Annotated in this window: 31 protein-coding genes and 1 riboswitch; of the genes, 19 read left to right on the top strand and 12 right to left on the bottom strand. The window is 29.6% G+C overall.

The genetic code is table 11. The features are described from left to right. A complete protein-coding gene (locus ACTTBL_RS00760; RefSeq protein WP_440643184.1) occupies positions 1 to 501 on the top strand; it encodes a hypothetical protein in 501 nt (166 codons plus the stop codon). On the opposite strand, the gene iolE is transcribed toward ACTTBL_RS00760, so the two are convergent. Further along, the gene (gene iolE, locus ACTTBL_RS00755; RefSeq protein ID WP_440643183.1) at positions 502 to 1,404 is read right to left on the bottom strand and encodes a myo-inosose-2 dehydratase; all 903 of its coding nucleotides are present in this window, start codon (positions 1,402 to 1,404) and stop codon (positions 502 to 504) included. A 28-nt stretch (positions 1,405 to 1,432) separates the two neighbouring features. Here iolE and ACTTBL_RS00750 point away from each other — a divergent pair, with 28 nt between their 5' ends. The 14 genes from ACTTBL_RS00750 (at position 1,433) to ACTTBL_RS00685 (ending at position 11,700) form a co-directional block, all read left to right on the top strand. Further along, on the top strand, positions 1,433 to 2,581 hold the full coding sequence (locus ACTTBL_RS00750) for a Gfo/Idh/MocA family protein (protein ID WP_440643182.1): 1,149 nt from the start codon (positions 1,433 to 1,435) through the stop codon (positions 2,579 to 2,581). Next, positions 2,563 to 3,576: an inositol 2-dehydrogenase gene (iolG, locus tag ACTTBL_RS00745; RefSeq protein WP_440643181.1), complete on the top strand. Its 1,014-nt coding sequence runs from the start codon at positions 2,563 to 2,565 to the stop codon at positions 3,574 to 3,576. Before ACTTBL_RS00750 ends, iolG begins: the two co-directional genes overlap by 19 nt. 134 nt (positions 3,577 to 3,710) lie before the next feature. Then, positions 3,711 to 4,634: a sugar ABC transporter substrate-binding protein gene (locus tag ACTTBL_RS00740; RefSeq protein ID WP_440643180.1), complete on the top strand. Its 924-nt coding sequence runs from the start codon at positions 3,711 to 3,713 to the stop codon at positions 4,632 to 4,634. Positions 4,635 to 4,700: 66 nt separating this feature from the next. After that, positions 4,701 to 5,828: an ABC transporter permease gene (locus ACTTBL_RS00735; RefSeq protein ID WP_440643179.1), complete on the top strand. Its 1,128-nt coding sequence runs from the start codon at positions 4,701 to 4,703 to the stop codon at positions 5,826 to 5,828. Further along, the gene (locus ACTTBL_RS00730; protein WP_440643178.1) at positions 5,828 to 6,619 is read left to right on the top strand and encodes an ATP-binding cassette domain-containing protein; all 792 of its coding nucleotides are present in this window, start codon (positions 5,828 to 5,830) and stop codon (positions 6,617 to 6,619) included. Before ACTTBL_RS00735 ends, ACTTBL_RS00730 begins: the two co-directional genes overlap by 1 nt. 40 nt (positions 6,620 to 6,659) lie before the next feature. Beyond that, positions 6,660 to 7,652, top strand: a complete 993-nt coding sequence (moaA, locus tag ACTTBL_RS00725) for a GTP 3',8-cyclase MoaA (protein ID WP_440643177.1) — start codon at positions 6,660 to 6,662, stop codon at positions 7,650 to 7,652. 1 nt (position 7,653) lies between these two features. Next, positions 7,654 to 8,199: a cyclic pyranopterin monophosphate synthase MoaC gene (moaC, locus tag ACTTBL_RS00720; protein WP_440643176.1), complete on the top strand. Its 546-nt coding sequence runs from the start codon at positions 7,654 to 7,656 to the stop codon at positions 8,197 to 8,199. Between the two features lie 7 nt (positions 8,200 to 8,206). Further along, positions 8,207 to 8,476 carry a molybdopterin biosynthesis protein MoeD gene (locus ACTTBL_RS00715; protein WP_440643175.1) on the top strand — a complete coding sequence of 90 codons (270 nt, stop codon included), beginning with the start codon at positions 8,207 to 8,209 and terminating at the stop codon, positions 8,474 to 8,476. Further along, a complete protein-coding gene (locus ACTTBL_RS00710; protein WP_440643174.1) occupies positions 8,476 to 8,928 on the top strand; it encodes a molybdopterin synthase catalytic subunit in 453 nt (150 codons plus the stop codon). Before ACTTBL_RS00715 ends, ACTTBL_RS00710 begins: the two co-directional genes overlap by 1 nt. Beyond that, the gene (gene msrP / locus ACTTBL_RS00705) at positions 8,915 to 9,820 is read left to right on the top strand and encodes a protein-methionine-sulfoxide reductase catalytic subunit MsrP (protein WP_440643173.1); all 906 of its coding nucleotides are present in this window, start codon (positions 8,915 to 8,917) and stop codon (positions 9,818 to 9,820) included. Before ACTTBL_RS00710 ends, msrP begins: the two co-directional genes overlap by 14 nt. Next, the gene (locus ACTTBL_RS00700; RefSeq protein ID WP_440643172.1) at positions 9,820 to 10,398 is read left to right on the top strand and encodes a sulfite oxidase heme-binding subunit YedZ; all 579 of its coding nucleotides are present in this window, start codon (positions 9,820 to 9,822) and stop codon (positions 10,396 to 10,398) included. The genes msrP and ACTTBL_RS00700 overlap by 1 nt, the downstream gene beginning before the upstream one ends. Beyond that, a complete protein-coding gene (locus ACTTBL_RS00695) occupies positions 10,395 to 10,724 on the top strand; it encodes an XdhC family protein (protein ID WP_440643171.1) in 330 nt (109 codons plus the stop codon). The genes ACTTBL_RS00700 and ACTTBL_RS00695 overlap by 4 nt, the downstream gene beginning before the upstream one ends. Beyond that, positions 10,724 to 11,404, top strand: a complete 681-nt coding sequence (locus ACTTBL_RS00690) for an XdhC family protein (RefSeq protein WP_440643170.1) — start codon at positions 10,724 to 10,726, stop codon at positions 11,402 to 11,404. The genes ACTTBL_RS00695 and ACTTBL_RS00690 overlap by 1 nt, the downstream gene beginning before the upstream one ends. Positions 11,405 to 11,454: 50 nt before the next feature. Then, positions 11,455 to 11,700, top strand: coding sequence for a DUF1244 domain-containing protein (locus ACTTBL_RS00685; RefSeq protein WP_075504913.1), 246 nt, complete (start codon positions 11,455 to 11,457; stop codon positions 11,698 to 11,700). Here ACTTBL_RS00685 and ACTTBL_RS00680 read toward each other — a convergent pair whose 3' ends face one another. Further along, positions 11,701 to 12,201 (bottom strand): molybdenum cofactor synthesis domain-containing protein, encoded by a 501-nt coding sequence (locus ACTTBL_RS00680; protein ID WP_440643169.1) that lies wholly within the window; start codon positions 12,199 to 12,201, stop codon positions 11,701 to 11,703. It abuts the gene before it with no gap. 16 nt (positions 12,202 to 12,217) lie between these two features. Between ACTTBL_RS00680 and ACTTBL_RS00675 the strand changes: the two genes are divergently transcribed. The 3 genes from ACTTBL_RS00675 (at position 12,218) to ACTTBL_RS00665 (ending at position 14,657) form a co-directional block, all read left to right on the top strand. Beyond that, the gene (locus tag ACTTBL_RS00675; protein ID WP_440643168.1) at positions 12,218 to 12,964 is read left to right on the top strand and encodes a sulfite exporter TauE/SafE family protein; all 747 of its coding nucleotides are present in this window, start codon (positions 12,218 to 12,220) and stop codon (positions 12,962 to 12,964) included. A 37-nt stretch (positions 12,965 to 13,001) separates the two neighbouring features. Then, complete coding sequence (locus ACTTBL_RS00670) at positions 13,002 to 13,592, top strand: putative 2OG-Fe(II) oxygenase (RefSeq protein WP_075504910.1); 591 nt, start codon at positions 13,002 to 13,004, stop codon at positions 13,590 to 13,592. A 91-nt stretch (positions 13,593 to 13,683) separates the two neighbouring features. Beyond that, positions 13,684 to 13,749: riboswitch (SAM riboswitch) on the top strand. Positions 13,750 to 13,754: 5 nt separating this feature from the next. Further along, positions 13,755 to 14,657 (top strand): homocysteine S-methyltransferase family protein, encoded by a 903-nt coding sequence (locus ACTTBL_RS00665; RefSeq protein ID WP_440643167.1) that lies wholly within the window; start codon positions 13,755 to 13,757, stop codon positions 14,655 to 14,657. Here the strand turns inward: ACTTBL_RS00665 and ACTTBL_RS00660 are convergent. Next, the gene (locus ACTTBL_RS00660; protein ID WP_440643166.1) at positions 14,650 to 15,537 is read right to left on the bottom strand and encodes a DMT family transporter; all 888 of its coding nucleotides are present in this window, start codon (positions 15,535 to 15,537) and stop codon (positions 14,650 to 14,652) included. The two genes, ACTTBL_RS00665 and ACTTBL_RS00660, sit on opposite strands and share 8 nt — an antisense overlap. Further along, the gene (locus tag ACTTBL_RS00655) at positions 15,534 to 16,016 is read right to left on the bottom strand and encodes a YbaK/EbsC family protein (protein WP_440643165.1); all 483 of its coding nucleotides are present in this window, start codon (positions 16,014 to 16,016) and stop codon (positions 15,534 to 15,536) included. The genes ACTTBL_RS00660 and ACTTBL_RS00655 overlap by 4 nt, the downstream gene beginning before the upstream one ends. A gap of 137 nt (positions 16,017 to 16,153) precedes the next feature. Here ACTTBL_RS00655 and glnA point away from each other — a divergent pair, with 137 nt between their 5' ends. Continuing rightward, on the top strand, positions 16,154 to 17,560 hold the full coding sequence (glnA, locus tag ACTTBL_RS00650; protein ID WP_075504906.1) for a type I glutamate--ammonia ligase: 1,407 nt from the start codon (positions 16,154 to 16,156) through the stop codon (positions 17,558 to 17,560). A 9-nt stretch (positions 17,561 to 17,569) separates the two neighbouring features. Here the strand turns inward: glnA and ACTTBL_RS00645 are convergent, their stop codons facing one another. The 8 genes from ACTTBL_RS00645 to sufB form a co-directional block, all read right to left on the bottom strand. Then, positions 17,570 to 17,740 (bottom strand): hypothetical protein, encoded by a 171-nt coding sequence (locus ACTTBL_RS00645; protein ID WP_440643164.1) that lies wholly within the window; start codon positions 17,738 to 17,740, stop codon positions 17,570 to 17,572. Between the two features lie 66 nt (positions 17,741 to 17,806). Next, positions 17,807 to 18,142: a HesB/IscA family protein gene (locus tag ACTTBL_RS00640; RefSeq protein WP_440643239.1), complete on the bottom strand. Its 336-nt coding sequence runs from the start codon at positions 18,140 to 18,142 to the stop codon at positions 17,807 to 17,809. Beyond that, on the bottom strand, positions 18,142 to 18,441 hold the full coding sequence (locus ACTTBL_RS00635; RefSeq protein ID WP_440643163.1) for an SUF system Fe-S cluster assembly protein: 300 nt from the start codon (positions 18,439 to 18,441) through the stop codon (positions 18,142 to 18,144). The genes ACTTBL_RS00640 and ACTTBL_RS00635 overlap by 1 nt, the downstream gene beginning before the upstream one ends. 3 nt (positions 18,442 to 18,444) lie before the next feature. Then, entirely contained in the window at positions 18,445 to 18,909 is a 465-nt protein-coding gene (gene sufU / locus ACTTBL_RS00630) for a Fe-S cluster assembly sulfur transfer protein SufU (RefSeq protein ID WP_023855026.1), read from the bottom strand. Next, the gene (locus tag ACTTBL_RS00625) at positions 18,909 to 20,126 is read right to left on the bottom strand and encodes an aminotransferase class V-fold PLP-dependent enzyme (RefSeq protein ID WP_440643162.1); all 1,218 of its coding nucleotides are present in this window, start codon (positions 20,124 to 20,126) and stop codon (positions 18,909 to 18,911) included. The genes sufU and ACTTBL_RS00625 overlap by 1 nt, the downstream gene beginning before the upstream one ends. Further along, on the bottom strand, positions 20,123 to 21,361 hold the full coding sequence (gene sufD, locus ACTTBL_RS00620) for a Fe-S cluster assembly protein SufD (protein WP_440643161.1): 1,239 nt from the start codon (positions 21,359 to 21,361) through the stop codon (positions 20,123 to 20,125). Before sufD ends, ACTTBL_RS00625 begins: the two co-directional genes overlap by 4 nt. Further along, positions 21,361 to 22,095, bottom strand: coding sequence for a Fe-S cluster assembly ATPase SufC (sufC, locus tag ACTTBL_RS00615; RefSeq protein ID WP_023855023.1), 735 nt, complete (start codon positions 22,093 to 22,095; stop codon positions 21,361 to 21,363). The genes sufD and sufC overlap by 1 nt, the downstream gene beginning before the upstream one ends. Continuing rightward, positions 22,096 to 23,499 (bottom strand): Fe-S cluster assembly protein SufB (sufB, locus tag ACTTBL_RS00610; protein WP_440643160.1); only part of this gene is annotated, 1,404 nt, incomplete at its 5' end.

The following is a 23,499-nucleotide window of genomic DNA, read 5'->3' as shown; positions in this document are numbered from 1 at the left end:
ATGAAAATTAATTTCAAAAATTTTGGATTTTTAGAATTTTTAGTCTCAGCATCTGCAATCTTTGTAGTTGGCATGTTAATTTGGACAGCAAGTACAAGACCAGCAGTTGAAGCTAAAGCTAATTTAGTAAAAGAAAATCACAATAAAGTTGTTGATCTAATTAATGATGAAATTAATAAATGTGGAAATAACGAAGAAGGTAAATTCACTGTTTGGGGTGATCCATGTAATGGTGAATGGATAGCTGATAAAGTTGTTAATTATATAAATGAAAATTTAAAAATAGAAAATCCATTTTCTGATGACTCAAAAGTAAAAACTGATCCTGATCCAAGAATAAAAGCTGAAGGTAAAGCTGGTCAAGCGGTTGAAATGGGTGTGATATTTGTTATGTCTTCAAATTTTTTACCTGATCCTGGTTCTGAATGGATTGTTGGTACTTGTTTTAAATCACCTTGTGTTGCAGCAGGAAACAACGAACTTACTTCTATTTATAGATAATCAATTTTTAAAAATCTCTATATTGCTGCTATTTAAGGTTTCAGTTAAATATTTATAACCAATCTTTGCATATTCAAAAGGATTTGCTTTTGCTGGATCTTGCTCAGCTTCAACTACCAACCAACCTGAATAATTTTTTTCTTTTAATACATCAAATAGTGGCTTGTAATCAATACAGCCATCTCCAGGTACTGTAAAAGCACCCTCTAAAAACGCTCCTCTAAAACTTAAATCTTCTTTCAAAGATTTTTCCAAAACATCTTTTCTAATATCTTTGCAGTGCATATGAATAAGTCTTTCACTGAAATCTTTTAATATTTTTAGAGAATTACCCTGAGCAAATAACATATGGCCAGTGTCTAAAGTAAGTTTAACACTATCATCAGTATTTTCTAACAATCTTATAGTATCTTCTTCAGTTTCAATAACTGTTCCCATGTGATGATGGTAAGCAAGAGGCATTCCCTCATCTTCTAAATATTTTCCCATTTCAGAAATTTTTGAATAGTATTTTTTAGCGTCATCAAGATCCATTTTTGGTCTTGTAGAAAGTTTTCTATTTGGATCTCCTTGAATTGAACCTGAAACTTCTGCAAAAACCATACAAGGTGAGTTGCAGTCTTTAAATAATTTTAGCTGATCTTGAATTAAATTTTTTTCCTCAATAACGTTATTTTTTCTTAAATTTGCTCCATACCAGCCTGAACAAAGACTTAAATTGAACTCTTTCAATTTAGGAATTAACTCCTCAGATGTTTTAGGAAATTTTCCTCCAGACTCAATTCCAATAAAACCTGCCTGACTTGCTTCTGATAAGCATTGTTCTAAAGAAGTATCGCCCCCTAGTTCTGGCATGTCATCATTACTCCATGCTATTGGTGCTATACCTAATTTTACTGACATAAATATTTTTTTTGCTAAGATATATTCAATGTTTAAATCAAATAAAACTAAAAAATTAAGTTTAGGAATTGTTGGTGGTGGTCCTGGATCCTGGATTGGTCATGTTCATAGAATTTCATCTCGATTTGATGATCAGTACGAAATAGTAGCTGGTGTTTTTTCTAGAAATGTAAAAATTTCTACTAAGTTTGGAAAAAGCATAGGCATTTCACCTGACCGATGTTACTCAAATTACAAAGAAATGGCTGAAAAAGAATCTAAGAGAAAAGATGGAATTAATGTAGTTTCTATAATGACACCTCCATCAAGTCATCAAATTATTGCTGAAAAATTTATTTCAAAAAATGTAAATATAATTTCTGATAAACCTTTTGCTGGCAATTTAGAACAAGCGAAAAAACTTTTCAAATCAATTAAAAAAAATAAAAAAATTAAATATGCACTTACACATAACTACTCAGCCTATCCAATGGTTAGACAAGCAAAAATTCTTGTTGAGAGAGGTAAGATTGGAAAAGTAAAAATGATAAATGTTGAGTATGTGCAGGATTGGTCTGATGGATCATCTATCAATAGCAGAAATGCAAAAAAGAAATTAAAATGGAAACTTGATAAAAATATTGTTGGTTCTTCAGCTGTATTAAATGAAATTGGATCTCATGCTTATCATTTAGCTATGTATATATCTGGTTTGAAAGGAACAAATGTTTTTGCTGACATAAAGCAAATTTCTCCAAAGATAAAAATGGATGATAATGCTCAAGTTATGATTAATTTTACAAACGGTGCAAAGGGTATGTTTTGGACTAGCGTAATGTCTAGAGGAGGAGTTTATGGACTAAGAATAAGAGTTTATGGTGACAAAGGAAGTTTAGAATGGGTTCAAAATGATCCTGGTTACTTAAAGTTAAATCCATCAAAAGGTGCTGTAAAACTTCTAGAGAGAGGTTTTCATAATGCAGATTTTTCGAAGAATTTTTCTAGAATCAAGTTTGGACATCCAGAAGGATATTTAGATGCGTTTGCAAATATATATAAAGAATTTGCACAATCATTAAAAAGTAAAAAAAATAAACGATATTTTTATCCTGATGAAGATGAAGGATTTGAAACTGCAAAATTTATTAATGCATGTAAGGTTTCATCAAAAAGTAAAAAATGGGTAAAAATCAAATAAACGTAGCATTACTTGGTCTAGGTAGAATAGGTCAAATGCATGCTGAAAACTTAATAAATCATAAAAGTTTCAAATTAAAATATACTTTTGATATCAGCAAGAAATTAGCTAAAAATATTTCAAGAAAATTTAATACAATTGATATTAGTACCCCTGAAAAAGCTTTTAGAGATAAAAATATAGATTTAATATTTATTGCTTCTAGTACTTCCACTCATATTAAGTTTATAAAAAAGGCAGCAAAATATAAAAAAGTAGTTTTTTGTGAAAAACCTTTAGATTTAAATATTGATAAGGTTAATAAATGTTCAAAAGAGATCAAAAAGTATAAACCTAAAATACAATTAGGTTTTAACAGAAGGTATGACCCAGGACATAGTTCAATAAAACAAGAATTAAGAAAAGGAAAAATTGGAAAACTAGAAAAAATAATTATCACTAGCCGGGATCCTGCCCCACCTTCATTAAATTATTTAAAAGTATCTGGTGGCATATTTAAAGACATGATGATTCATGACTTTGATTTGTTAAGATTTTATTTAGAAAAAGATGAGATAGAAAATATTTTCACTACAGCTAGTAATATTTCAGATAAAAGATTTGATAAAATTAAAGATTATGAGCTAGCCTCATGTCTTTTGAAATCAAAACAAGGTGTACAATGTATAATTACAAATTCTAGACACTGTAGCTTTGGGTACGATCAAAGAATAGAGTTATTTGGCTCAAAAGGAATGTTAATATCTGGAAATAAAAGTGAGAATGAAACAGAGATTTTTACAAAAAACAACACATCACAGAAAAAACCACTTTTAAATTTTTTTATAGATAGATATGTTGATGCTTACAGGCTTCAACTTGATGAATTAGCTTTATATTCAAGAAAAAAAAAGTCCCCAATTTCAAGTTTTGAGGATGGAAGAAGAGCTTTGATTATTGCTAACGCCGCTTCACATTCCTTAAAACAAAGAAAACAAATAAAAATTAAGTTTTAATTCTAAATTATAATTATTCTAAGATATGTATATTTTCTATACATATTGTCCTTGACACCTTTACAACCTACTTTTTTTTATGTTAACGTCCGCGCATTAAAAGTTAACTTTTATTTAAACGAGAGGGAAAAATAATGAAAACATTATATAAATCATTATTAGCTTTTGTTGCTTGGGTTATGCTATCAGTGTCTGCTTTAGCAGTGGACGTGATCGTTGTATCTCACGGACAAGCTAACGACCCGTTTTGGTCTGTTGCTAAGAATGGTGTAGATAAAGGATGTGCAGATATGGGAATATCTTGCAAGTACACTGCACCTGCTACTTTCGACATGGTTGAAATGGCTAAATTAATTGACAACGCAGTTTCACAAAAACCAAAAGGTATTGTGATTACTCTTCCAGATGCTGCCGCTTTAGGAAAATCTGTTAAAGCTGCTATCGCTGCTGGTATTCCAGTAATTTCAATGAACTCTGGTTCAGATGACTTTGCTTCACTAGGTATCAGTGCTCACGTTGGACAAACTGAGTTTGAAGCTGGTGTAGGTGGCGGACAAAAAATGAAAGCTGCTGGTGGTAAAAAAGCACTATGTGTTAACCACGAAGTTGGAAACGTTGCGCTAGACAGAAGATGTGCTGGATTCAAAAAAGGTTTTGGTGGATCAGTTGACATCTTAGGAACTTCTAATGACCCAACAGAAATTCAAAAAGCTGTTGCTGCTAAATTAGGTGGTGGATATGACACTATCCTAACTTTAGGTGCTGGTCTTGCAGGTGAAGCTGCTCTTAAAGCTTTAGAAGCTGCAGGAAAAGTTGGTAAAGTTAGACTTGGTACATTTGATATGTCACCAGGAATGTTAAAAGCTGCTGCTGCAGGTAAAGTAGAGTTTTTAATTGACCAACAACAATACCTACAAGGTTACTTACCAATAGCAATTTTTGGTCAGTACATGAGATATGGAACTATGCCAGCTGGAGTAGTTATGACTGGTCCTGGTTTCGTAACTCCTGATAATGCTGCTAAAGTAATTAAGTGGGCAGCTCAAGGTTACAGATAAAAAATACTTTAAAAGGCCTAGCTAACTTTTAGTTAGGCCTTTTTTCTAAACAAAATTCAAAACAAAATGTCTGACAAAGCAAAAAGTATCGCATCAAAAAAAACTTCAGGTCAAGACGAAAGACTTAAAGAAGTATCAAAACTAAGATTGCTTTTAAATAGACCTGAATTAGGTGCTGTTGGTGGTGCAATTTTAGTATTCATATTTTTTGGAATAGTTGCAGGTGACACTGGAATGTTCAGTGCATATGGAACTCTAAACTTTTTAGATGTCTCTGCAAACTTAGGAATAATTGCAATTGCTGCAGCAATGCTAATGATTGGTGGTGAATTTGATTTATCAATTGGATCCATGATTGGTTTTGCAGGAATTTGTATAGCAATACCTGCAATTTATTGGGGATGGCCTTTATGGGTAAGTATTATTTTTGCTTTTGCAATGGCAGTATTAGTTGGATACTTCAATGGTATCCTTGTTGTTAGAACAGGACTTCCATCTTTTATAGTGACTCTTGCAATGTTGTTTATTTTAAGAGGAGCAACATTAGCAATCACAAGATTAATTACAGGAAGAACTCAAGTTCCTGGTTTAAGAGTTTTAATTGAGAATGATCCAATCGCTTGGATGTTTGCAACTGATACATTCAAGTGGTTATTCACTTGGTTGGGTTCAATGAATTTAATTGCATTAAGAACTGATGGTACTCCATTAGCTACTGGTATTCCACCTTCAGTAATATGGTTTATTGCTGCTACACTTTTTGCAACATGGATATTGATGAAGACTAGATATGGTAACTGGATTTTTGCATCAGGAGGAGACAAGAACGGTGCAACAAATGTTGGTGTGCCTGTCGGAAGAGTTAAAATAAGTTTATTTATTGGGACAGCAGTTGCAGCAACCATTTTTGCAACTATTCAAGTTTTAGATGCTGGTTCTGCAGACACTATGAGGGGAAATTTAAAAGAATTAGAAGCAATTGCAGCAGCAGTTGTTGGTGGTTGTTTATTGACTGGAGGATATGGTTCTGCAATTGGTGCAGCTTTTGGTGCATTAATATTTGGAACTGTTTCAATGGGAATATTTTATACAGACGTTGATACTGATTGGTTTAAAGTGTTTTTAGGAGCAATGATGTTGATTGCTGTAGTGTTTAATAATTACATTAGAAAACGAGTAACTGAGAGTAAATAATGTCAGAAAATTTAATTGAATTTAACAACATTAGTAAATTTTTTGGAAAAGTAATTGCTCTTAAAGATGTCACTATGAAATTAAAAAAAGGTGAGATCATGTGTTTACTTGGTGACAATGGTGCGGGAAAATCAACATTAATTAAAACTTTAGCAGGTGTTCATAAACCCGATGAAGGTGAAATAGTAATTGAAGGAAAAAAAACTGTTTTTGACTCACCAAAAGATGCTTTGGATATGGGTATTGGAACTGTTTATCAAGACTTAGCACTAGTTCCATTAATGAGTGTTACTAGAAATTTTTTTATGGGTAGAGAACCATTAAAAGGGCCTCCTTTTTTAAAAACTTTTGATATTGAAAAGGCAAATCAAATTGCTGCAGAAAGAATGGGTCAAATAGGAATTGATGTAAGAGATCCCTCTCAAGCAGTTGGAACAATGTCTGGTGGTGAAAGACAATGTTTAGCAATATCAAGAGCTATTTATTTTGGTGCAAAAGTTTTAGTTTTGGATGAACCAACCTCTGCTCTTGGTGTGCATCAAGCGTCAATGGTTTTAAAATACGTCGTTAAAGCTGCTTCACAGGGATTAGCGGTAATTTTAATTACTCATAATGTTCACCATGCTTATCCAGTTGGAAATAGTTTTACAGTTCTAAATAGAGGAAAAAGCCTAGGAACTTTTAATAAAAAAGATATCAGTAGAGAAGAACTTTTAGGGATGATGGCAGGTGGTGAAGAATTAGACAAGCTCGAAGTAGAACTTGAAGAGATGAATCGACTTAATAGTTAATAGCTATTTTCTAAATAAAAATATATTATAATAGCTACTTATGAGTGTTCTTAAAGATAGTTTTGGCAGAAAATTTCCTTATATCAGATTGTCAATTTCTGATGTTTGTAATTTTAAATGTGGATATTGTTTGCCTAATGGTTACCAAGTAGACAAAAACGACTCTAGAAAGTTTCTTCATTTAGATGAAATTAAGCGACTTGCAAATTGTTTTTCTGAACTTGGTGTAAATAAGATCAGAATTACAGGTGGAGAACCAACAGTAAGAAAAGATTTCTTTGATATTATAAAAATATTAAAATTTGAATCAGGAATTCACAATGTATCAATTACTACTAATGGCTATAAATTAGATAAAAAAGCAGAACAATTAGTTAACAGCGGGCTTACTGGTATTAATATCAGTGTTGATAGCTTAGATAGAGAAATATTTAAAAATATTACTGGCCATGACAGGTTAACAGAAATTTTGAATGGTATAGAAATTTTACAAAGCACAGGTTTTGAAAATATTAAAATTAATGCTGTACTCTTAAATGGAATTAATTCATCGATAAAGGATTTTAATACTTGGGCTAAGTATATAGAAAAAAATAGAGTTGATTTCAGATACATAGAATTAATGAGAACTGGTGATAATTTAGATTATTTTAAAAAATACCATGTTTCATCAGGAATTTTTAAAGAATATCTAATGGAAAATAAATGGATATATCAAACATTTGGTAAAGATACAGGACCCTCTTTAAATTACATCAACCCTAAATATGAGGGTAAGTTTGGTATTATTGCTCCATATTCAAAAGATTTTTGTAAATCATGTAATAGACTAAGAATAACATCAAGAGGTGATTTAAGACTTTGTCTATTTGGAAATACTGGAATTAATTTAAGACATCTTTTGCAAAAAGATGATCAGTTAAATGAATTAAAAGATTTAATAATGAAACAAATGCAGTTTAAAAAAGAATCTCATTATTTAGAATTAGGTGATACTGGATCAACAGTAAATTTATCAAAAACTGGTGGATAATATGAAAAATTTAAAAATTGTTAGTGATAATGATTTAAAGGATTGGGCAAAAGAAATTTTTAAAAAAAATTCTTTTAAAATGATTGATGTTACGAAAAAAAAAGAAACATTTAGAAGAGCTTTAGCTTCTGGAAAAATTTATGTTGGTAATGAAGTTTTTGAGCTAATAAAAAATAAAGAAATGCCAAAAGGTGATCCAATAACCTTGGCTGAAGTCTCTGCAGTTTTAGGTGTAAAAAAAACAAGTGAATTAATTCCACTCTGCCATCCTTTAACAATTGATCATACTGCTTCAAAAATTATCATGAATGAAAAGGATAAATCTCTAGAAGTATTTTGTGTTGTCTCAACTTATGCAAAAACTGGGGTTGAAATGGAAGCAATCATGGGTGTTAATGCTGCTCTAATCACAATTTATGATTTAAGTAAAATAATTAATCCACACCTCAAGATAGATAATGTGAAATTATTAATCAAAGAAGGTGGAAAAAACGGATTATGGAAAAACCCCGATGGTCTACCAAATTTTTTAAAAGATTTATTTTAAAAATATAATGAAAGTTAAAATTGAGTTATTTGGTGCTGCGAGAGATTTTAGTGAACAAAATTTGTTAGAATTAGATTTAGACCAAAAATCAACAATAAAGGATATTCGAAAAAAAATAATTCAATATTTAGATGAAAAATTCAACGGCAATGAAAACTATAAAAAAATTGTCAATTCTTCAGCTTTTTGTTCAGAGAAAAATAATATTGTTAGCGACAATTATAAAATAACAAATAACGAAAAAATCGGTATCATACCTCCTATAGGAGGAGGTTAATGCTTCATACAAAAATCGTAGACAGTAAAAATAAAAAACTTTCAATAAATGATGCAGAAAGATTTATATCTTCTGTCGAATTTGGGGCATCCATATTTTTTACTGGTACAGTAAGAAATCTAAATAATAACAAAAGTGTAATTGGAATTACGTACGACAGTCATGATGAGCTTGTTTTAAAAAGTTTTGAAGAAATATATAAAGAGGCAGATGAAAAACTTAATATTCAGGATAAAGCTGTTTTTATAGAACACGCTAAAGGTTATTTAAATCTTGGGGAAATGAGTATTATAATTGCAGTTGCATGCAAACATAGAGATCAAGCCTATGTTTTGTCTAGATATATTATCGAAGAAATTAAAAAAAGATCTCCCATATGGAAAAAAGAACATTACACAAACGATCAAAGTGATTGGTTAAAAGGTAACCCTATAGTTCATGAAAAAATTTAAATACTCAGAAATCACACCAGAAAAAATTTATAAAAATAGAAGATCGTTTATTAAATCTATTGGATTAGGAGCAAGTTCTCTTGCGATCTCAACTATACCATTTTCAAATAAATCTTTTGCAAATGATAGGGGTAAATTAACAAGTTATAAAGATATAACCACATATAATAATTACTATGAGTTTGGTACATCAAAAAGTGATCCATATAGAAATTCTCAAATATTTAAAACCACACCATGGGAAATTAGTATTGAAGGTGAAGTTGAAAAACCAATTAAACTATCAATGGAAGAAATTTCTGAAATGTTTGTATCAGAGGAAAGAATTTATAGATTAAGATGTGTCGAGGGATGGTCAATGGTAATTCCATGGATGGGTTTCTCTTTGAGTGAATTGCTATCAAAAGTTAATCCAACTAATAAAGCAAAATTTGTTGAATTTGAAAGTGTATATGATCCTGCACAAATGAAAGGACAAAGATACCCTGTTTTAAACTGGCCATACAATGAAGGTTTAAGAATAGATGAAGCAATGCATCCTTTGACTACCGTAGTTACAGGTTTATATGGCAAAAAACTTCCAAATCAAAACGGAGCACCATTTAGAATTTTTATTCCTTGGAAGTATGGTTTTAAAAGTGCAAAAGCAATTGTTAAAATTAAATTTGTTGAAAATATGCCTACTTCTTCATGGATGTGGGCTTCACCTAGAGAATATGGATTTTATTCGAATGTAAACCCAAATGTGGATCATCCTAGATGGTCACAGGCAACTGAAAGAATAATTGGAGAAGGTGTATGGGCTCCAAGGGTTAAAACTTTAATGTTTAATGGCTATGGTGATGAAGTGGCAAATTTATATACTGGTATGGATTTAAAAAAGTACTTTTGATGATAAAGTATTTTAAGCCAAGTATTTTCATATTAAGTATAATTCCATTTCTACTTATAACTTATAAAATTTTTTTTAATAAATTAGGACCAGAACCAGTTAAAGAAATAACTCATTTTACAGGAGAATGGACTTTAATTTTCATATGTTTAACCTTATCGATGAGTCCATTAAAAAAATTAACTAATTTAAACTATTGGGTAAAAATTAGAAGGATGTTGGGATTGTTTGTTTTTTTTTATGCCTCATTGCATTTATTTACTTACGTTGGCATAGACTATAGATTTAGTTGGCAACCAATTTTCGATGATGTTGTGAAAAAAAAATATATTTTTGTTGGTTTTGCTGCTTGGGTTTTGTTAATACCACTAACAATAACCTCTTCACAAAAAATGATGTTGTTGCTTAAACAAAATTGGAAAAAATTGCACAAACTAATATATGTAATTGCAATTTTAGGTTCTTTACATTTTATTTGGTTATCTAAAACTATTTATTTTAAACCTTTATTTTACTTTGTGCTAATAACAGTTTTACTAGCTATAAGAATAAACTTTAAAAGAATATTTGAAAAATGAGTAATTTTCCTGAAAGAAAAATATTTGAAGAAGCAGATAATTGGATAAAAAATAATAAAAAAGTTTCATTAGCAACAGTTATCCAAACATGGGGTTCGTCACCATTAGGAGTTGGTAGCAGAATGATAGTAAATGAAGATGGAAATTTTTTAGGATCTGTTTCTGGAGGTTGTGTGGAAGCTAAAGTTGTTGAAGAATGTTTATCTTTAATGAAAAACAAAAAAATTTGTAAAAAAATAGATTTTAATGTCTCGAATGAAAATGCATGGGAAATAGGATTAGCCTGTGGAGGTGATATTTCAGTTTTTATTGAAGAAATTAAATAATGAAAATAGAAACAATTAGACAAACTTTAAAAAATAAATCTTTAAAAAAAGAATTTGTAATCTTAACAAATTTAATTAATGGAGAAAGTGAAATATTTTTTCCTGGGGATAATCTTAGTGGAAAGTTTTCAAAATATTCAGAGGAAATTGAAAAAATATTTCACTTAAATAAAAATGGTGTAATAGAAAATTCAGAAATATTTGTTCAAACATATAAAAATCCAATTAAAGTAATCGTCGTAGGAGCTGTTGATATTTCAATGTATTTAATTGATTTTGCTAAAAATTTAAATTTTGAGATTATTATTGTTGACCCAAGAGGATATTTTGCGTCAAAAGATAGATTTCCAGATACAAAAATTATTAATAAATGGCCCAATGAAGCTTTTGATGAAATAGAAACTAATTCAAAGACGGCTTTGGTTACATTAACTCACGATCCAAAAATTGATGATCCTGCATTACAGTATGCATTAAAAAATAAATTTTTTTATATTGGTGCCCTAGGAAGTAAAAAAACACATGAAAAAAGATGCTCAAGATTGATAGAAGTTGGTTTTAAAAAGGTAGAATTAGAAAAAATAAATGGACCAATTGGTATTAAGTTGGGAGGAAAATCGCCATCTGAAATAGCGTTATCAATAATTTCACAACTAGTTTCCGAAAAATATAAAAATTAAATATAAATTTATTTATTGTGTTGATCGTTTTTGTGATTAATACTTTACTCATGAATGATAATCAAAAAAAAGAACTTCAATCAGCAGCTTTTGAGAGATTGTTAAAACATCTGGATGAAAGAAAAGATGTTCAAAATATTGATCTGATGAACCTTGCTGGGTTCTGTAGAAATTGTTTGTCAAGATGGTTTAGAGAAGAAGGTGAAAAAAAAGGAGTAAGCATGTCAGACTTAGAAGCTAGAGAGCATGTTTATGGAATGCCCTATTCTGAATGGAAAGAAAAATATCAAAAATAATTATTTTTCTTTAAGTCTTGGAAATAATTCAACAAAATTACAAGGTTTGTGATTAATATCTAATTGATGTTTTAAAATTCCATCCCATGCATCCGTTACGCCGCCTGAGGAACCAGGTAATGCAAAAATATATTTTCCATTAGATAAGATTGCACAAGCTCTAGATTGAATTGATGATGTACCAACTGTTTTTAAGCTAATTGTTCTAAAAACTTCTCCAAATCCAGGTATATGTTTGTCAGCAATCTCTCCTAATGCTTCAGGAGTAATATCTCTTCCTGTTAGACCAGTTCCTCCTGTGGTGATTATGACATCTATATTTTTTTGATTTGTCCATTCTTTTAAAATTTTTACAATATCTTCTTTATTGTCTTTGCAAATTTTTCTATCAATTAATTTATGTTTAGCTTGGATAATTTTATCTACAAGTATTGCACCCGATTTATCGTTATCAATTGTTCTGGTATCTGTTACAGTTAATAAAGCTATATTTACTATCATAATTAAATTTTAAAAAATGATTATACTTACAATATTTTTTTTTATAACTGCAATATTATATTCTAGTATCGGTTTTGGGGGCGGATCTACTTACCTTGCTTTGATGTTAATTTGGGATATCCCCTTCTATATTTTTCCAATTATAGCATTAATTTGTAATATTATTGTTGTAACTGGTAATTCAATAAATTTTTTGAGGACAAAAAATATCAATATTAATTTACTTACACCTTATTTAATTGGATCTGTACCTTTTGCTTTTTTTGGAGCTTCTATTTCAATTAATAAAGATTTATTTGAAATTTTACTGTTCTTTATTTTATTAATAGCAGGAATTTTTTTATTATTAGAGAGTAAATCCTTTAATAAAGATCAGATTGTAATTAGACAAGTCTCAAAAGTCATTTCTATTTTTATTGGTTCAATTATTGGGTTTATATCTGGGTTAGTAGGAATAGGTGGAGGAATATTTTTAAGTCCAATTTTATTTCTTATTAAAGCTGGTTATCCAAAACATATAACAAGTACAGCATCTCTATTTATATTAATCAATTCTATTTTTGGAGTAGCAGGACAACTAACTAAAGATATAGTTTTAAATGAATTTTTGAATTATTGGCCTCTATTTATTGTTGTTTTAATCGGTGGACAAATTGGAAGTTTTCTTAATATAAAATTTTTATCAAATAAAGTGTTAGCTCTAATGACATCTTTTTTGGTTATTTTTGTGGCAATAAGAATGGGGTTTAAATTAATATCCTAATATTGATTATAATTTTTTTTGATATATTTAAAGCTCTATGAAAAATATAAAACCTTTTGGTCCATCTATAGGAAAAACAAAAATTTCAAAGAAATTTTTAGATATCTTAAATAAAGAAATTGATAATAAAGTTTTAACAAAGAATAATGATTATAGTTCTAAATTAGCTAGTCAGATTAAAAAAGAAATTAAAATTTCAAATAATTTTATAAAAAAAAATTTAGAAAGAGAAATAAAAAAAAATATCAAAAATTTTCTTAAAAATGAAAAGATTAAAAAAGTTAAAGATATAAAGATATTAAATTTATGGGTAGTAAGTCAATTTAAAGATGAATATAACCCAATCCATTATCATGATGGAGATTTATCTGGTGTTGGTTATTTAAAAGTACCAAAAGATATGACTAAAAATAAATTTTTAAAAAACAAAAAAGATAAGACTAACGGCACAATTGATTTTATTAACGGACAAAGAGGTTTTTTGAGCAGAAGTATTTATAATATTGTACCTAAAGAAAGAGACTTAATAATTTTTCCAAACTATTTAATGCATACTGCATATCCATTTAATATTAATGCTGAAAGAAGATCTTTTTCTTTTAATGCTAAAATTATTTTAAATAGATAGTTTACAAGTAATTAATTATCGTTTAAAAAGATACTGCCGATTTGATCCTATTGCGGGCATAAACTGCTAAAATGGAATTCCCAAAATAATCAAATAAGCAAGGTAGTTGAACTGTATTGTGCACCTGGCATAAAGCTAAAGTACTAAAAAGGTGAGGACAAGATGGATATTAATTTTTTTAAAGAAACAAGAATATTAGATGGTGGAATGGGCCAAGAGCTTTTGGCTCGGGGGATGAAGCCAAATGGAACTTTGTGGAGCGCAAACGCAATATTAAATTCTGATTACCACAAGCTTTTAGAAGATACTCACAAGGATTTTGTGAAAGCAGGAGCTGAAGTAATCGTTACAACTACATTCACAACTAGAAGAAAGAGGCTGAAAGACAATAATATCGAGGACAAGTTTGAATACCTTAATAAAAAAGCTGGTGAAATTGCTGTAAATGTAAAAAAAGAATTTCCTAATATTAAGATTGCTGGAGGTTTGCCTCCTCAACATTTAACTTATGAAGAGGACAAAAGAAGTGAAAAAGAAATCATTACAGATTTTAATGAACAAGCTAAATTATTAGATGAATATGTGGATTTTTATTATTTTGATGTTTGGAGCAGCATTAAAGAATTTAAATGTGGAATTAAAGCAATTAAAGAATTTAACAAACCCTATTTAGTTGGAATTCATATTTCTGAAGGAACAAATTTACCTAGTGGCGAAAAAATCTCTGAAATTAAAAATATACTAGATGATAATCTTCTAGGGGTAATGCTATCGTGTGTTTCACCAGAAAATTATGAATTGAATTTAGAAGAATTAAAAAAATTAGATGTTCCTTTTGGATTTAAATTAAATGGATTTAAAACCACTAGGCCTAAAAATGGTTATACAGCAAATTATTTGAGAACTAAAGGAAACCCCAATGAATTTTTAGGTCACCGTATAGATTTTACACCAGAAAAAATTCAGGAAATTGCAAAAAAGTTTAAAGAACATGGGGCAACAATTATTGGTGGTTGTTGTGAAACTAGGCCATCGCATATTGAAGCAATGGCAAAAATTAAATAGTTTGTTTGTTTCCACCTTTTTTAACAAAGTAAATACCAATGCAAACTGCAATTAAAGAAATTAAAACTTTTGTAGTAATTAATTCTTTCAAAAATATGTAACCTAAAATAGTTCCAAAAATTGGTATCAAATAAGAAACTTGAGATTGAAATATTAATCCATTTGTTGTCAAAATTCTAAAACGTAACAACCAAGCAATACCAGTAGGAACAATTCCTAAATAAATAGCAGATATAAGAGAGTCGGTTCTTGGCATAGTTTGAAATGGTTGTTCAATTAAAAATGTTAATGGTAACAAAATAATTATTGCCCAAATTAAAATAGATCCAGTTACATTTTCATTTTTTTTCTTACTTATTTTTAAAGTTAGTACCCCGCCTATAACATAACAGGTTGATCCAAGTAATATTAATAAAGCTGAAACAAAATTATTTTCATCTATTAAAAGGTTATCAGAAAATAAAAAAACTATTCCAGAAAATCCAATTAAAATTCCAATAGTTTTTACTAAATTGAATTTTTCATTTTTTGTATAAAAATGAGCTAAGACCGTTGAGCTTAGAGGAGTAGTTGACATCAATATAGCTGCCAAATTACTTTGGACTGATTTAACTCCATAAGCAATTAAGAAAAACGGAGCTACCAAATTAATAAAGCCAATCATTGCAAACCAATGCCAATCTTTAGAAAAAGCTTCAACTTTAATATTTTTAAAATAACACAAAAGTAAAACTGGAATTGCTCCAAAAAATACTCTCAGGAAAGCAATTGTAACTGGACCAAAAGAATAAGTTGCTATTTTTATATTAAAAAACGCAGAAGCCCATATAAGAGACAATATTGTTAATAAAAAGTAATCAATTAATTTTGGTTGTCTCATTCTGTTATCTCTTTTATCTCGCCAGAAGTTAATGCAATTAAATTTTCAAAATTTATTTCGAAAACTGCATTAGGATGACCTGCGGCTGCAAAAATAGAAGAAAATCTATTTAAAGTTTCATCAATAAAAATTTTTATTTTTGTTAAATGTCCTGTTGGAGATACTCCACCAATTGTATATCCAGTAATTTTTTTAACATCTTCTGGGTTCGCCATTGAAACATCTTTTTCATCTAAAATTTTTTTTAATTTATTTAATGAACACCTTTTATCCCCAGAAACTAAACACAAAACATAACTATCCCCTGCTTTAAAAAGTAAGCTTTTGACAATTGCCCCTACTTTGCAACCTAAAGCTGCAGCTGCATCGTTAGCTGTTCTGGCAGTTTGCTCCAAGACAATCACTTTAAGATCTGGGTTAAATTGTTTTAGTGATTTTTCTGCTCTTAAAACTGGCTCTTTATTTAATATTGAATTCACAAGTTTAATAAATTTATTATTTTAGTGACTAATTACACTACTTATGTGAAAATTGCATAGGTGTTATTTATTAAATAAGCAATATTTTTAAGTATTTTTTTGCTAATTAAGCCAAACAAAATTACATAGGAGACAAAATGAGTGCAGCAAACGTATTAAAATTTATTAAAGAAAAAGAAGCGGAATTTGTAGATCTAAGATTCACAGATCCAAGAGGAAAACTTCAACACTTAACTATGGATGCTTCAATAGTTGATGAAGATATGTTGAACGAGGGTGTCTTTTTTGACGGTTCATCTATTGCTGGTTGGAAAGCAATTAATGAGTCTGACATGATTTTAAAACCTGATACTGCAAGAATGTTCATGGATCCTTTTACGTCTCATAATACTGTAGTTTTGTTTTGTGACATTCTAGATGCAATTAAAAAAGATCCTTATGAAAGAGATCCAAGAGGTGTTGCTAAAAAAGCCGAAGAATATTTAAAAGCTTCAGGTATAGGTGATAAAGCTTTTTTTGGACCTGAGCCAGAATTTTTTGTTTTTGATGATGTAAGAATCAAAAATGATATGAATGAGTGTGGATTTAAATTAGATAGTAAAGAAGGTCCTTACAATTCTGGTAAAGAATATGAAAATGGAAATATGGGTCATAGACCTCAAATTAAAGGAGGATATTTCCCAGTACCACCAGTTGATAGTGAACAAGACATGCGTGGTGAGTATCTTAAAAATTTGAAAGAAGTTGGTATTAAAGTTGAAAAGCATCACCATGAAGTTGCTCCTAGTCAGCATGAACTTGGTATGTATTTTGGAACTTTAGTAAATCAAGCAGATAACGTACAGTTATATAAATATGTTGTTCAAATGGTTACACATTCATTTGGAAAAACTGCAACTTTTATGCCAAAGCCAGTTGCTGGTGATAATGGTTCAGGAATGCACATCCATCAATCTATTTGGAAAGGTGATACTCCAGTGTTTTCAGGTGATGCGTATTCTGGATTAAGTGAAACAGCTCTACATTATATCGGTGGAATCCTAAAACATGCTAAAGCAATTAATGCTTTTGCTAACTCTACAACAAACAGTTACAAAAGATTAATTCCAGGTTTTGAAGCTCCAGTTCTTCTTGCTTATTCAGCTAGAAATAGATCTGCTTCTTGTAGAATACCGATCACATTAAGTAAAAAAGGTGCAAGATGTGAAATTAGATTCCCAGATGCTGCAGGGAACCCATATTTAACTTTCGCGGCTATGTTAATGGCTGGAATTGATGGAATTAAAAATAAAATTCATCCAGGTGAGTCTTTTGATAAAGATTTATATGAATTACCACCTGAAGAAGTTAAAGCTATTCCTACAGTTTGTGGTTCTTTAAGAGAAGCAATGGAAAGTTTAGATAAAGATAGAGAGTTTTTAACTCAAGGTGGTGTCTTTACTGATGATCAAATTGATGCTTACATCGCTCTTAAGTTTGAGGAAATTCACAAATTTGAACATGCACCTCATCCTGTAGAGTTTGAGATGTATTACAGTAGCTAATAAACTTAATTACTGTCTAGTTGTTGCAATTGTATCTTTGTTAATACCTTTTTTGACTACGTAATCTTGTGTTCCGTTAGCGCCGGTTTCCACTTCTTTACGTAGTTCTTTAAAGAATGCTTTTTCCTTTAAAGAATCTTTCAAGTTTTTAACAAGATTTTTAAACTCAAATTTGTTCATATAGAATCTATATACTAGATATGCATATAATGCAATACAGTTATGCAAAGAATGGGATAATACAACTTATGATATTTTAAAGGACTCTCCGCAACCACATCTCTCAGTTTCATTTGGGTTGTTGAATACAAATGACGAGGATAATTCTTCTTTTTTATAATCCATTTCAGTACCAAGAAGATACATAATAGCAGCTGAATCAACAAATACCCTCACACCCTTATCTTCAATAATTTCATCATTCGGATTCAACTCTTTTGTATACTCCATTACATAAGACATCCCTGCACAACCACCTGATTTAACTGATACTCTAACACCAATAGAATCTTTTTCAGCATTAGTCATTATTTCTTTTATTCTTATTGCTGCGTTATCACTTAATTTAATTATCGGGTTCATTATAAATTCAATTCCAATTTTGCTGCTTCTGACATCATATCTTTGTTCCATGGTGGATCCCAAACTAACTCAAGATCAACATCCTCTATACCTTCAACTTGCATTGCACCATCTTTTACTTCTTTAGGTAAACTTTCTGCTACTGGGCAATTTGGTGTAGTCAAAGTCATTTTAATTTTAGCAAACTTATCATTCTCTACTTTAATATCATAGATTAATCCTAATTCGTATATATTTACAGGTAGCTCTGGATCATAAATTTTTCTTATCTCTTCTATAATCTGTTCTTTTTTAGACATATTTTAATTCTCTGTTTTTACCTCTTCTTTATTTTCATCAAAAGCAGAAACTAAAGTGTGCCATGATAATGTTGCACACTTAACTCTCATTGGATACTGTTTTACTCCAGATAAACTCATTAATTTAGTTTTTTCATCTTCATCTAAATTTTCAGTTTCTAATTCTGGATTTTCTTTAATCATTCCTAAAAAGTCTTCTACTATTTCTTTAGCCTCATGTTCATTTTTACCTTTGATTAAATCTGTCATTATAGAAGCTGATGCCATTGAAATAGCACACCCACTACCTTCGAAGGAAATATCCTCTACAATTCTTTGTCCGTTTAATTTTAAATAAACATGAACATTGTCTCCACACAAAGGATTATTTCCTTTAGCATCTTTGTTAAAATCTTCAGTCTTACGAAGATTTCTTGGATTTTTTCCATGCTCCAATATTATTTCTTGATATAATTCTTTTAAATTCATTATAAATTAAATATTTTTTTACATTTATTAATCGACTCATTAAGCTGGTCTAAATCATCTTTTGTATTATAAACTCCAATTGATGCTCTTGCGCTAGCAGGAATATTTAATTTATCATGTAAAATTTGACAACAATGATGGCCTGCTCTTATCGCTACACCATCCTCATCTAATATTGTTGCTATATCATGAGGATGTACTCCTTCTAAAGTAAAAGATAGAACTCCTCCTTTATTTTTTGGATTACCAATCAGTTTAACTGAATTATTTTTTTTTAATAATTCTTGTCCATACTCAACTAAATCGGCTTCATGTTTCATAACATTTTCAATTCCAATACTTTCTAAAAACTTAATTGATTGATCAAAAGCAATTACTTGCGCAGTAGCCATGGTGCCTGCCTCATATTTATTTGGTAAATCACCATAGGAAATTCTATCTTTTTTAACTTCACTTATCATTCCACCACCACCTTGGTATGGAGGCAATTCCTCTAACCACTTTTTCTTACCATAAAGAACTCCTAAACCTGTAGGCCCATACATTTTGTGACAAGAAATTGCATAAAAATCACAATCTAAATCTTGCATATCTAATTTTAAGTGTGGCGCTCCTTGGCATCCATCAACAACGACTATTATTCCTTTAGAATGTGCAAGATCAGTAATTTCTTTAATAGGTAAAATTGCACCTGTAACATTTGATAAGTGAGTAATAGATATGATTTTAGTTTTGGGTGTAATTTTTTTCTCTATTTCTTCTAACGTAATTTCACCCTCTTCATTTATTTCAGCAAAATTTATTTTTATATTTTTAGATTTTCTTAAAAAATGCCATGGGACATAATTTGAATGATGCTCTAATTCAGTGATTAAAACCTCATCTCCCTCTTGTAAATAATTTTGTCCTAAAGTATTTGCAACAAGATTTAATGCCTCTGTGGCGCCTTTAGTAAAAACAATTTCATTTTTATCTTTAGCATTTATGTATTTTTGAACTGAGGTTCTAGTATTTTCATATAAATTAGTTGCTGCCACAGCAAGATAATGAACACTTCTTCCAACATTAGAAAATTGTTTCGTATAAAATTCATTAATTCTATCAACTACTACCTTAGGCTTTTGTGAAGAATTAGCACTATCTAAGTAAACTAAGTCATTATTTTGAATTTTCTCATCGAAAATTGGAAACTCTTTTTTAACTAAATCTATGTTCATACTTCTATACCCGTAATTTTTTTTACGAAATTTTTAATATTTTCATTTGTAATTTTCTCAATAACTTCATTTAAAAAACCATTTGTTAATAATTTTTTTGAATCTGAATAGCTAAGTCCCCGGGACATTAAATAAAATATTGAATTTTCATCTATATTTCCTGATGTAGAGCCATGAGAACATTTAACGTCATCTGCATAAATTTCTAATTCAGGTTTTGCATTAAACTCTACATTTTCATTTAGTAAAAGAGCTCTACTTAATTGGTAACCGTCAGTTTTTTGAGCTTTTGGATCAACAAATATTTTTCCCTGATAAACTCCTTTTGAATCATCACTCAATACACTTTTGATTAATTGATAGCTCTTACAATTCTCTTCATTGTGGTTAATAACTGTTTTGATCTCATGATGTTGGTCATTGTTCAGATTGATAATTCCATTTAATGAAATTGATCCATACTCACTATTTAATGAACAATTGATATCATGTTTTAAGAATTTAGAACCAGCTGATAAAATGAAATATTCTAAATGACTATTTTTACTAAGATTAATTTCTTTATGCGTATATTTAATACTGTCTGTTTGGTTTATATCTAAACTGTAATTTTTTAGTATTGAATTTTGACCAATATCAATTTTTTGTCTAAAGTTTAGAAAATTTTTATTTGATGATTTGTTAGAAACATTAACTATATCTACGGCAACATCATTTTCTAAATCTAAATCCAGTCTAGTGTTTATTCCTGAAGAGTTTAGCTCCTCTGTTAAATAATTATACAATACCAATGGTTTTTTAAATTGATATCCAGCTTTAATAGTTACTTTAATACAATTTGAAACAAATGCAGAGTTTAAGTTTAGTAACGCGTTTTGATTTACCTCTTCGTTAAGAACAGCATTTTTTTCAATTTCAATCTTTTCAAGATTTTCGTATTTAAAGTTAACGTTAGACAAAGCGCCATTAACAAAAATTAGTTTATTTGCTTCTAAGTCTTCAATTATCTCAACTTTTTTTAATTCAGTATTATTCTCATTCAAAAAATTTAAATCTTCAAAATTATTTGAAATTATCTGCTTTAAGTCGGAAAATTTCCAATCCTCAAGTCTTTTGTTTGGAAATCCTTTTTTTAAAAAATTGTCGATATTTTTTTCCTTAATTTCTTTTTGAGCATTAGTAAAATTCAATTTACTAATTATTTTTTCAAAGTTTGATTTAATTTGATTTTCCATTAATTAAAATTCTCGTAACCTACTTTTTCTAATTCTTTAGCTAATTCAAAGTTCCCTGATTTAATAATTTGTCCATTTTTTAAAACATGCACAAAGTCTGGTTTGATATAATCTAGTAATCTTTGGTAGTGAGTAATTATTAAGAATGAATTATTTTTGTTTCTTAATGAATTTACTCCTTCAGAGACTATTCTTAACGCATCTATATCAAGTCCTGAATCTGTTTCGTCTAATATCGATAACTTAGGATTTAAAATTGACATTTGGAGAATCTCATTTTTCTTTTTTTCACCACCTGAGAAACCAACATTTAACTGTCTATTCAAAATTGCTTGGTCAAACTTTAATTCCGAAGATTTTTGCTTGATTAATTTTAAAAACTCAATTGCATCTAACTCTTTTTCTCCTCTAGCTTTTTTGATTGCATTAATTGAAGTTTTTAAAAATGTATTTGTATTAACTCCAGGTATTTCTAATGGATATTGAAATGCTAAAAAAATTCCTTTATGTGCTCTTTCCTCAGTTTCTAACTCTAAAAGGTTTTCTCCCTCAAATTTTATATTTCCATTTACTTCATACCCTTTTTTTCCTGATAAAATATTTGATAAAGTGCTTTTTCCTGAACCATTAGGACCCATAATTGCATGCACTTCTCCTGGTTTAATGTTTAAATTTAAACCTTTTAAAATTTCTTTTTCGTCTATTTTTGCCTTTAAATTTTCTATAGATAACATTTAACCCACACTCCCCTCTAGACTAATGCCCACCAATTTTTGTGCTTCAACGGCAAACTCCATTGGTAACTGTTGTAAAACTTCTTTACAAAAGCCATTTACAATTAAACTTACTGCTTCCTCTTGATTTAATCCTCTTTGATTACAATAATATAGCTGTTCATCACTAATTTTTGATGTAGTTGCTTCATGTTCAATATTTGATTTGAGATTTTTATTTTTTATATAAGGTATTGTGTGAGCTCCACATTTATTTCCCATTAACAAGGAGTCACATTGGGTAAAATTCCTAGAATTATCTGCTTTGGATGAGATATCTACAAGACCTCTATACATCATATCAGATTTTCCAGCTGAAATTCCTTTAGAAATAATTTTGCTTTTTGTGTTTTTTCCAAGATGGATCATTTTAGTTCCGGTGTCAGCCTTTTGATGATTATTTGTTATTGCTATTGAATAAAACTCACCAACAGAATTATCACCTTTTAAAATACAGCTTGGATACTTCCAAGTTATTGCTGATCCTGTTTCAACTTGTGTCCATGAAATTTTAGAATTTTTACCTTTGCACAAACCTCTTTTGGTTACAAAATTATAAATTCCTCCTTTGCCGTCTTTATCACCTGGATACCAGTTCTGAACTGTTGAATATTTTATTTCTGCATCATCGAGCGCAATTAATTCTACATTTGCTGCATGTAACTGATTTTCATCTCTCATTGGTGCTGTACATCCCTCTAAGTAACTAACGTAACTTCCTTTGTCTGCAATAATTAAAGTTCTTTCAAACTGTCCTGTCTCAGATGCATTTATTCTAAAATAAGTTGAAAGTTCCATTGGGCATTTAACACCCTCAGGAATATATACAAACGACCCGTCTGTAAAAACTGCAGAATTTAAAGTTGCAAAAAAATGATCAGTTGTTGGAATAACAGTTCCTAAATATTTTTTTACTAATTCTGGATGTTTTTGAATTGCTTCTGACATCGAGCAAAAAATAATTCCTTGTTTTGTTAATTCTTCTTTAAAAGTTGTGGCAACTGAAACAGAGTCAAATACAGCATCCACTGCTATACCATTGAGCCTTGCTTGTTCTTGCAGGGGTATACCTAATTTTTTGTATGTTTCTAAAAGTTTAGGATCTAGCTCATCTAAACTTTTTGGTTTATCCTTCATGCTTTTTGGTGCTGAATAATAATAAAGGTCTTGATAATCAATTTTTGGGTATTTTGGTTTTTGCCAATTTGGTTCTTTTAATTGTTTAAAACGTTCAAAAGCTTTTAATCTAAAATTTAACATCCATTTAGGTTCTTTTTTTATTTTAGAAATAAATTTTATTACTTCTTCACTCAAACCTTTTGGTGCTCGAATATTTTCAATGTCAGTAGAAAAACCGTATTTATA

The sequence above is a fragment of the Candidatus Pelagibacter sp. HIMB123 genome (genome assembly GCF_052048195.1).
Taxonomy (GTDB): domain Bacteria; phylum Pseudomonadota; class Alphaproteobacteria; order Pelagibacterales; family Pelagibacteraceae; genus Pelagibacter.
The sequence above is the reverse complement of the archived record's forward strand: the minus strand, read 5'-3'. Positions and strand labels throughout refer to the sequence as shown.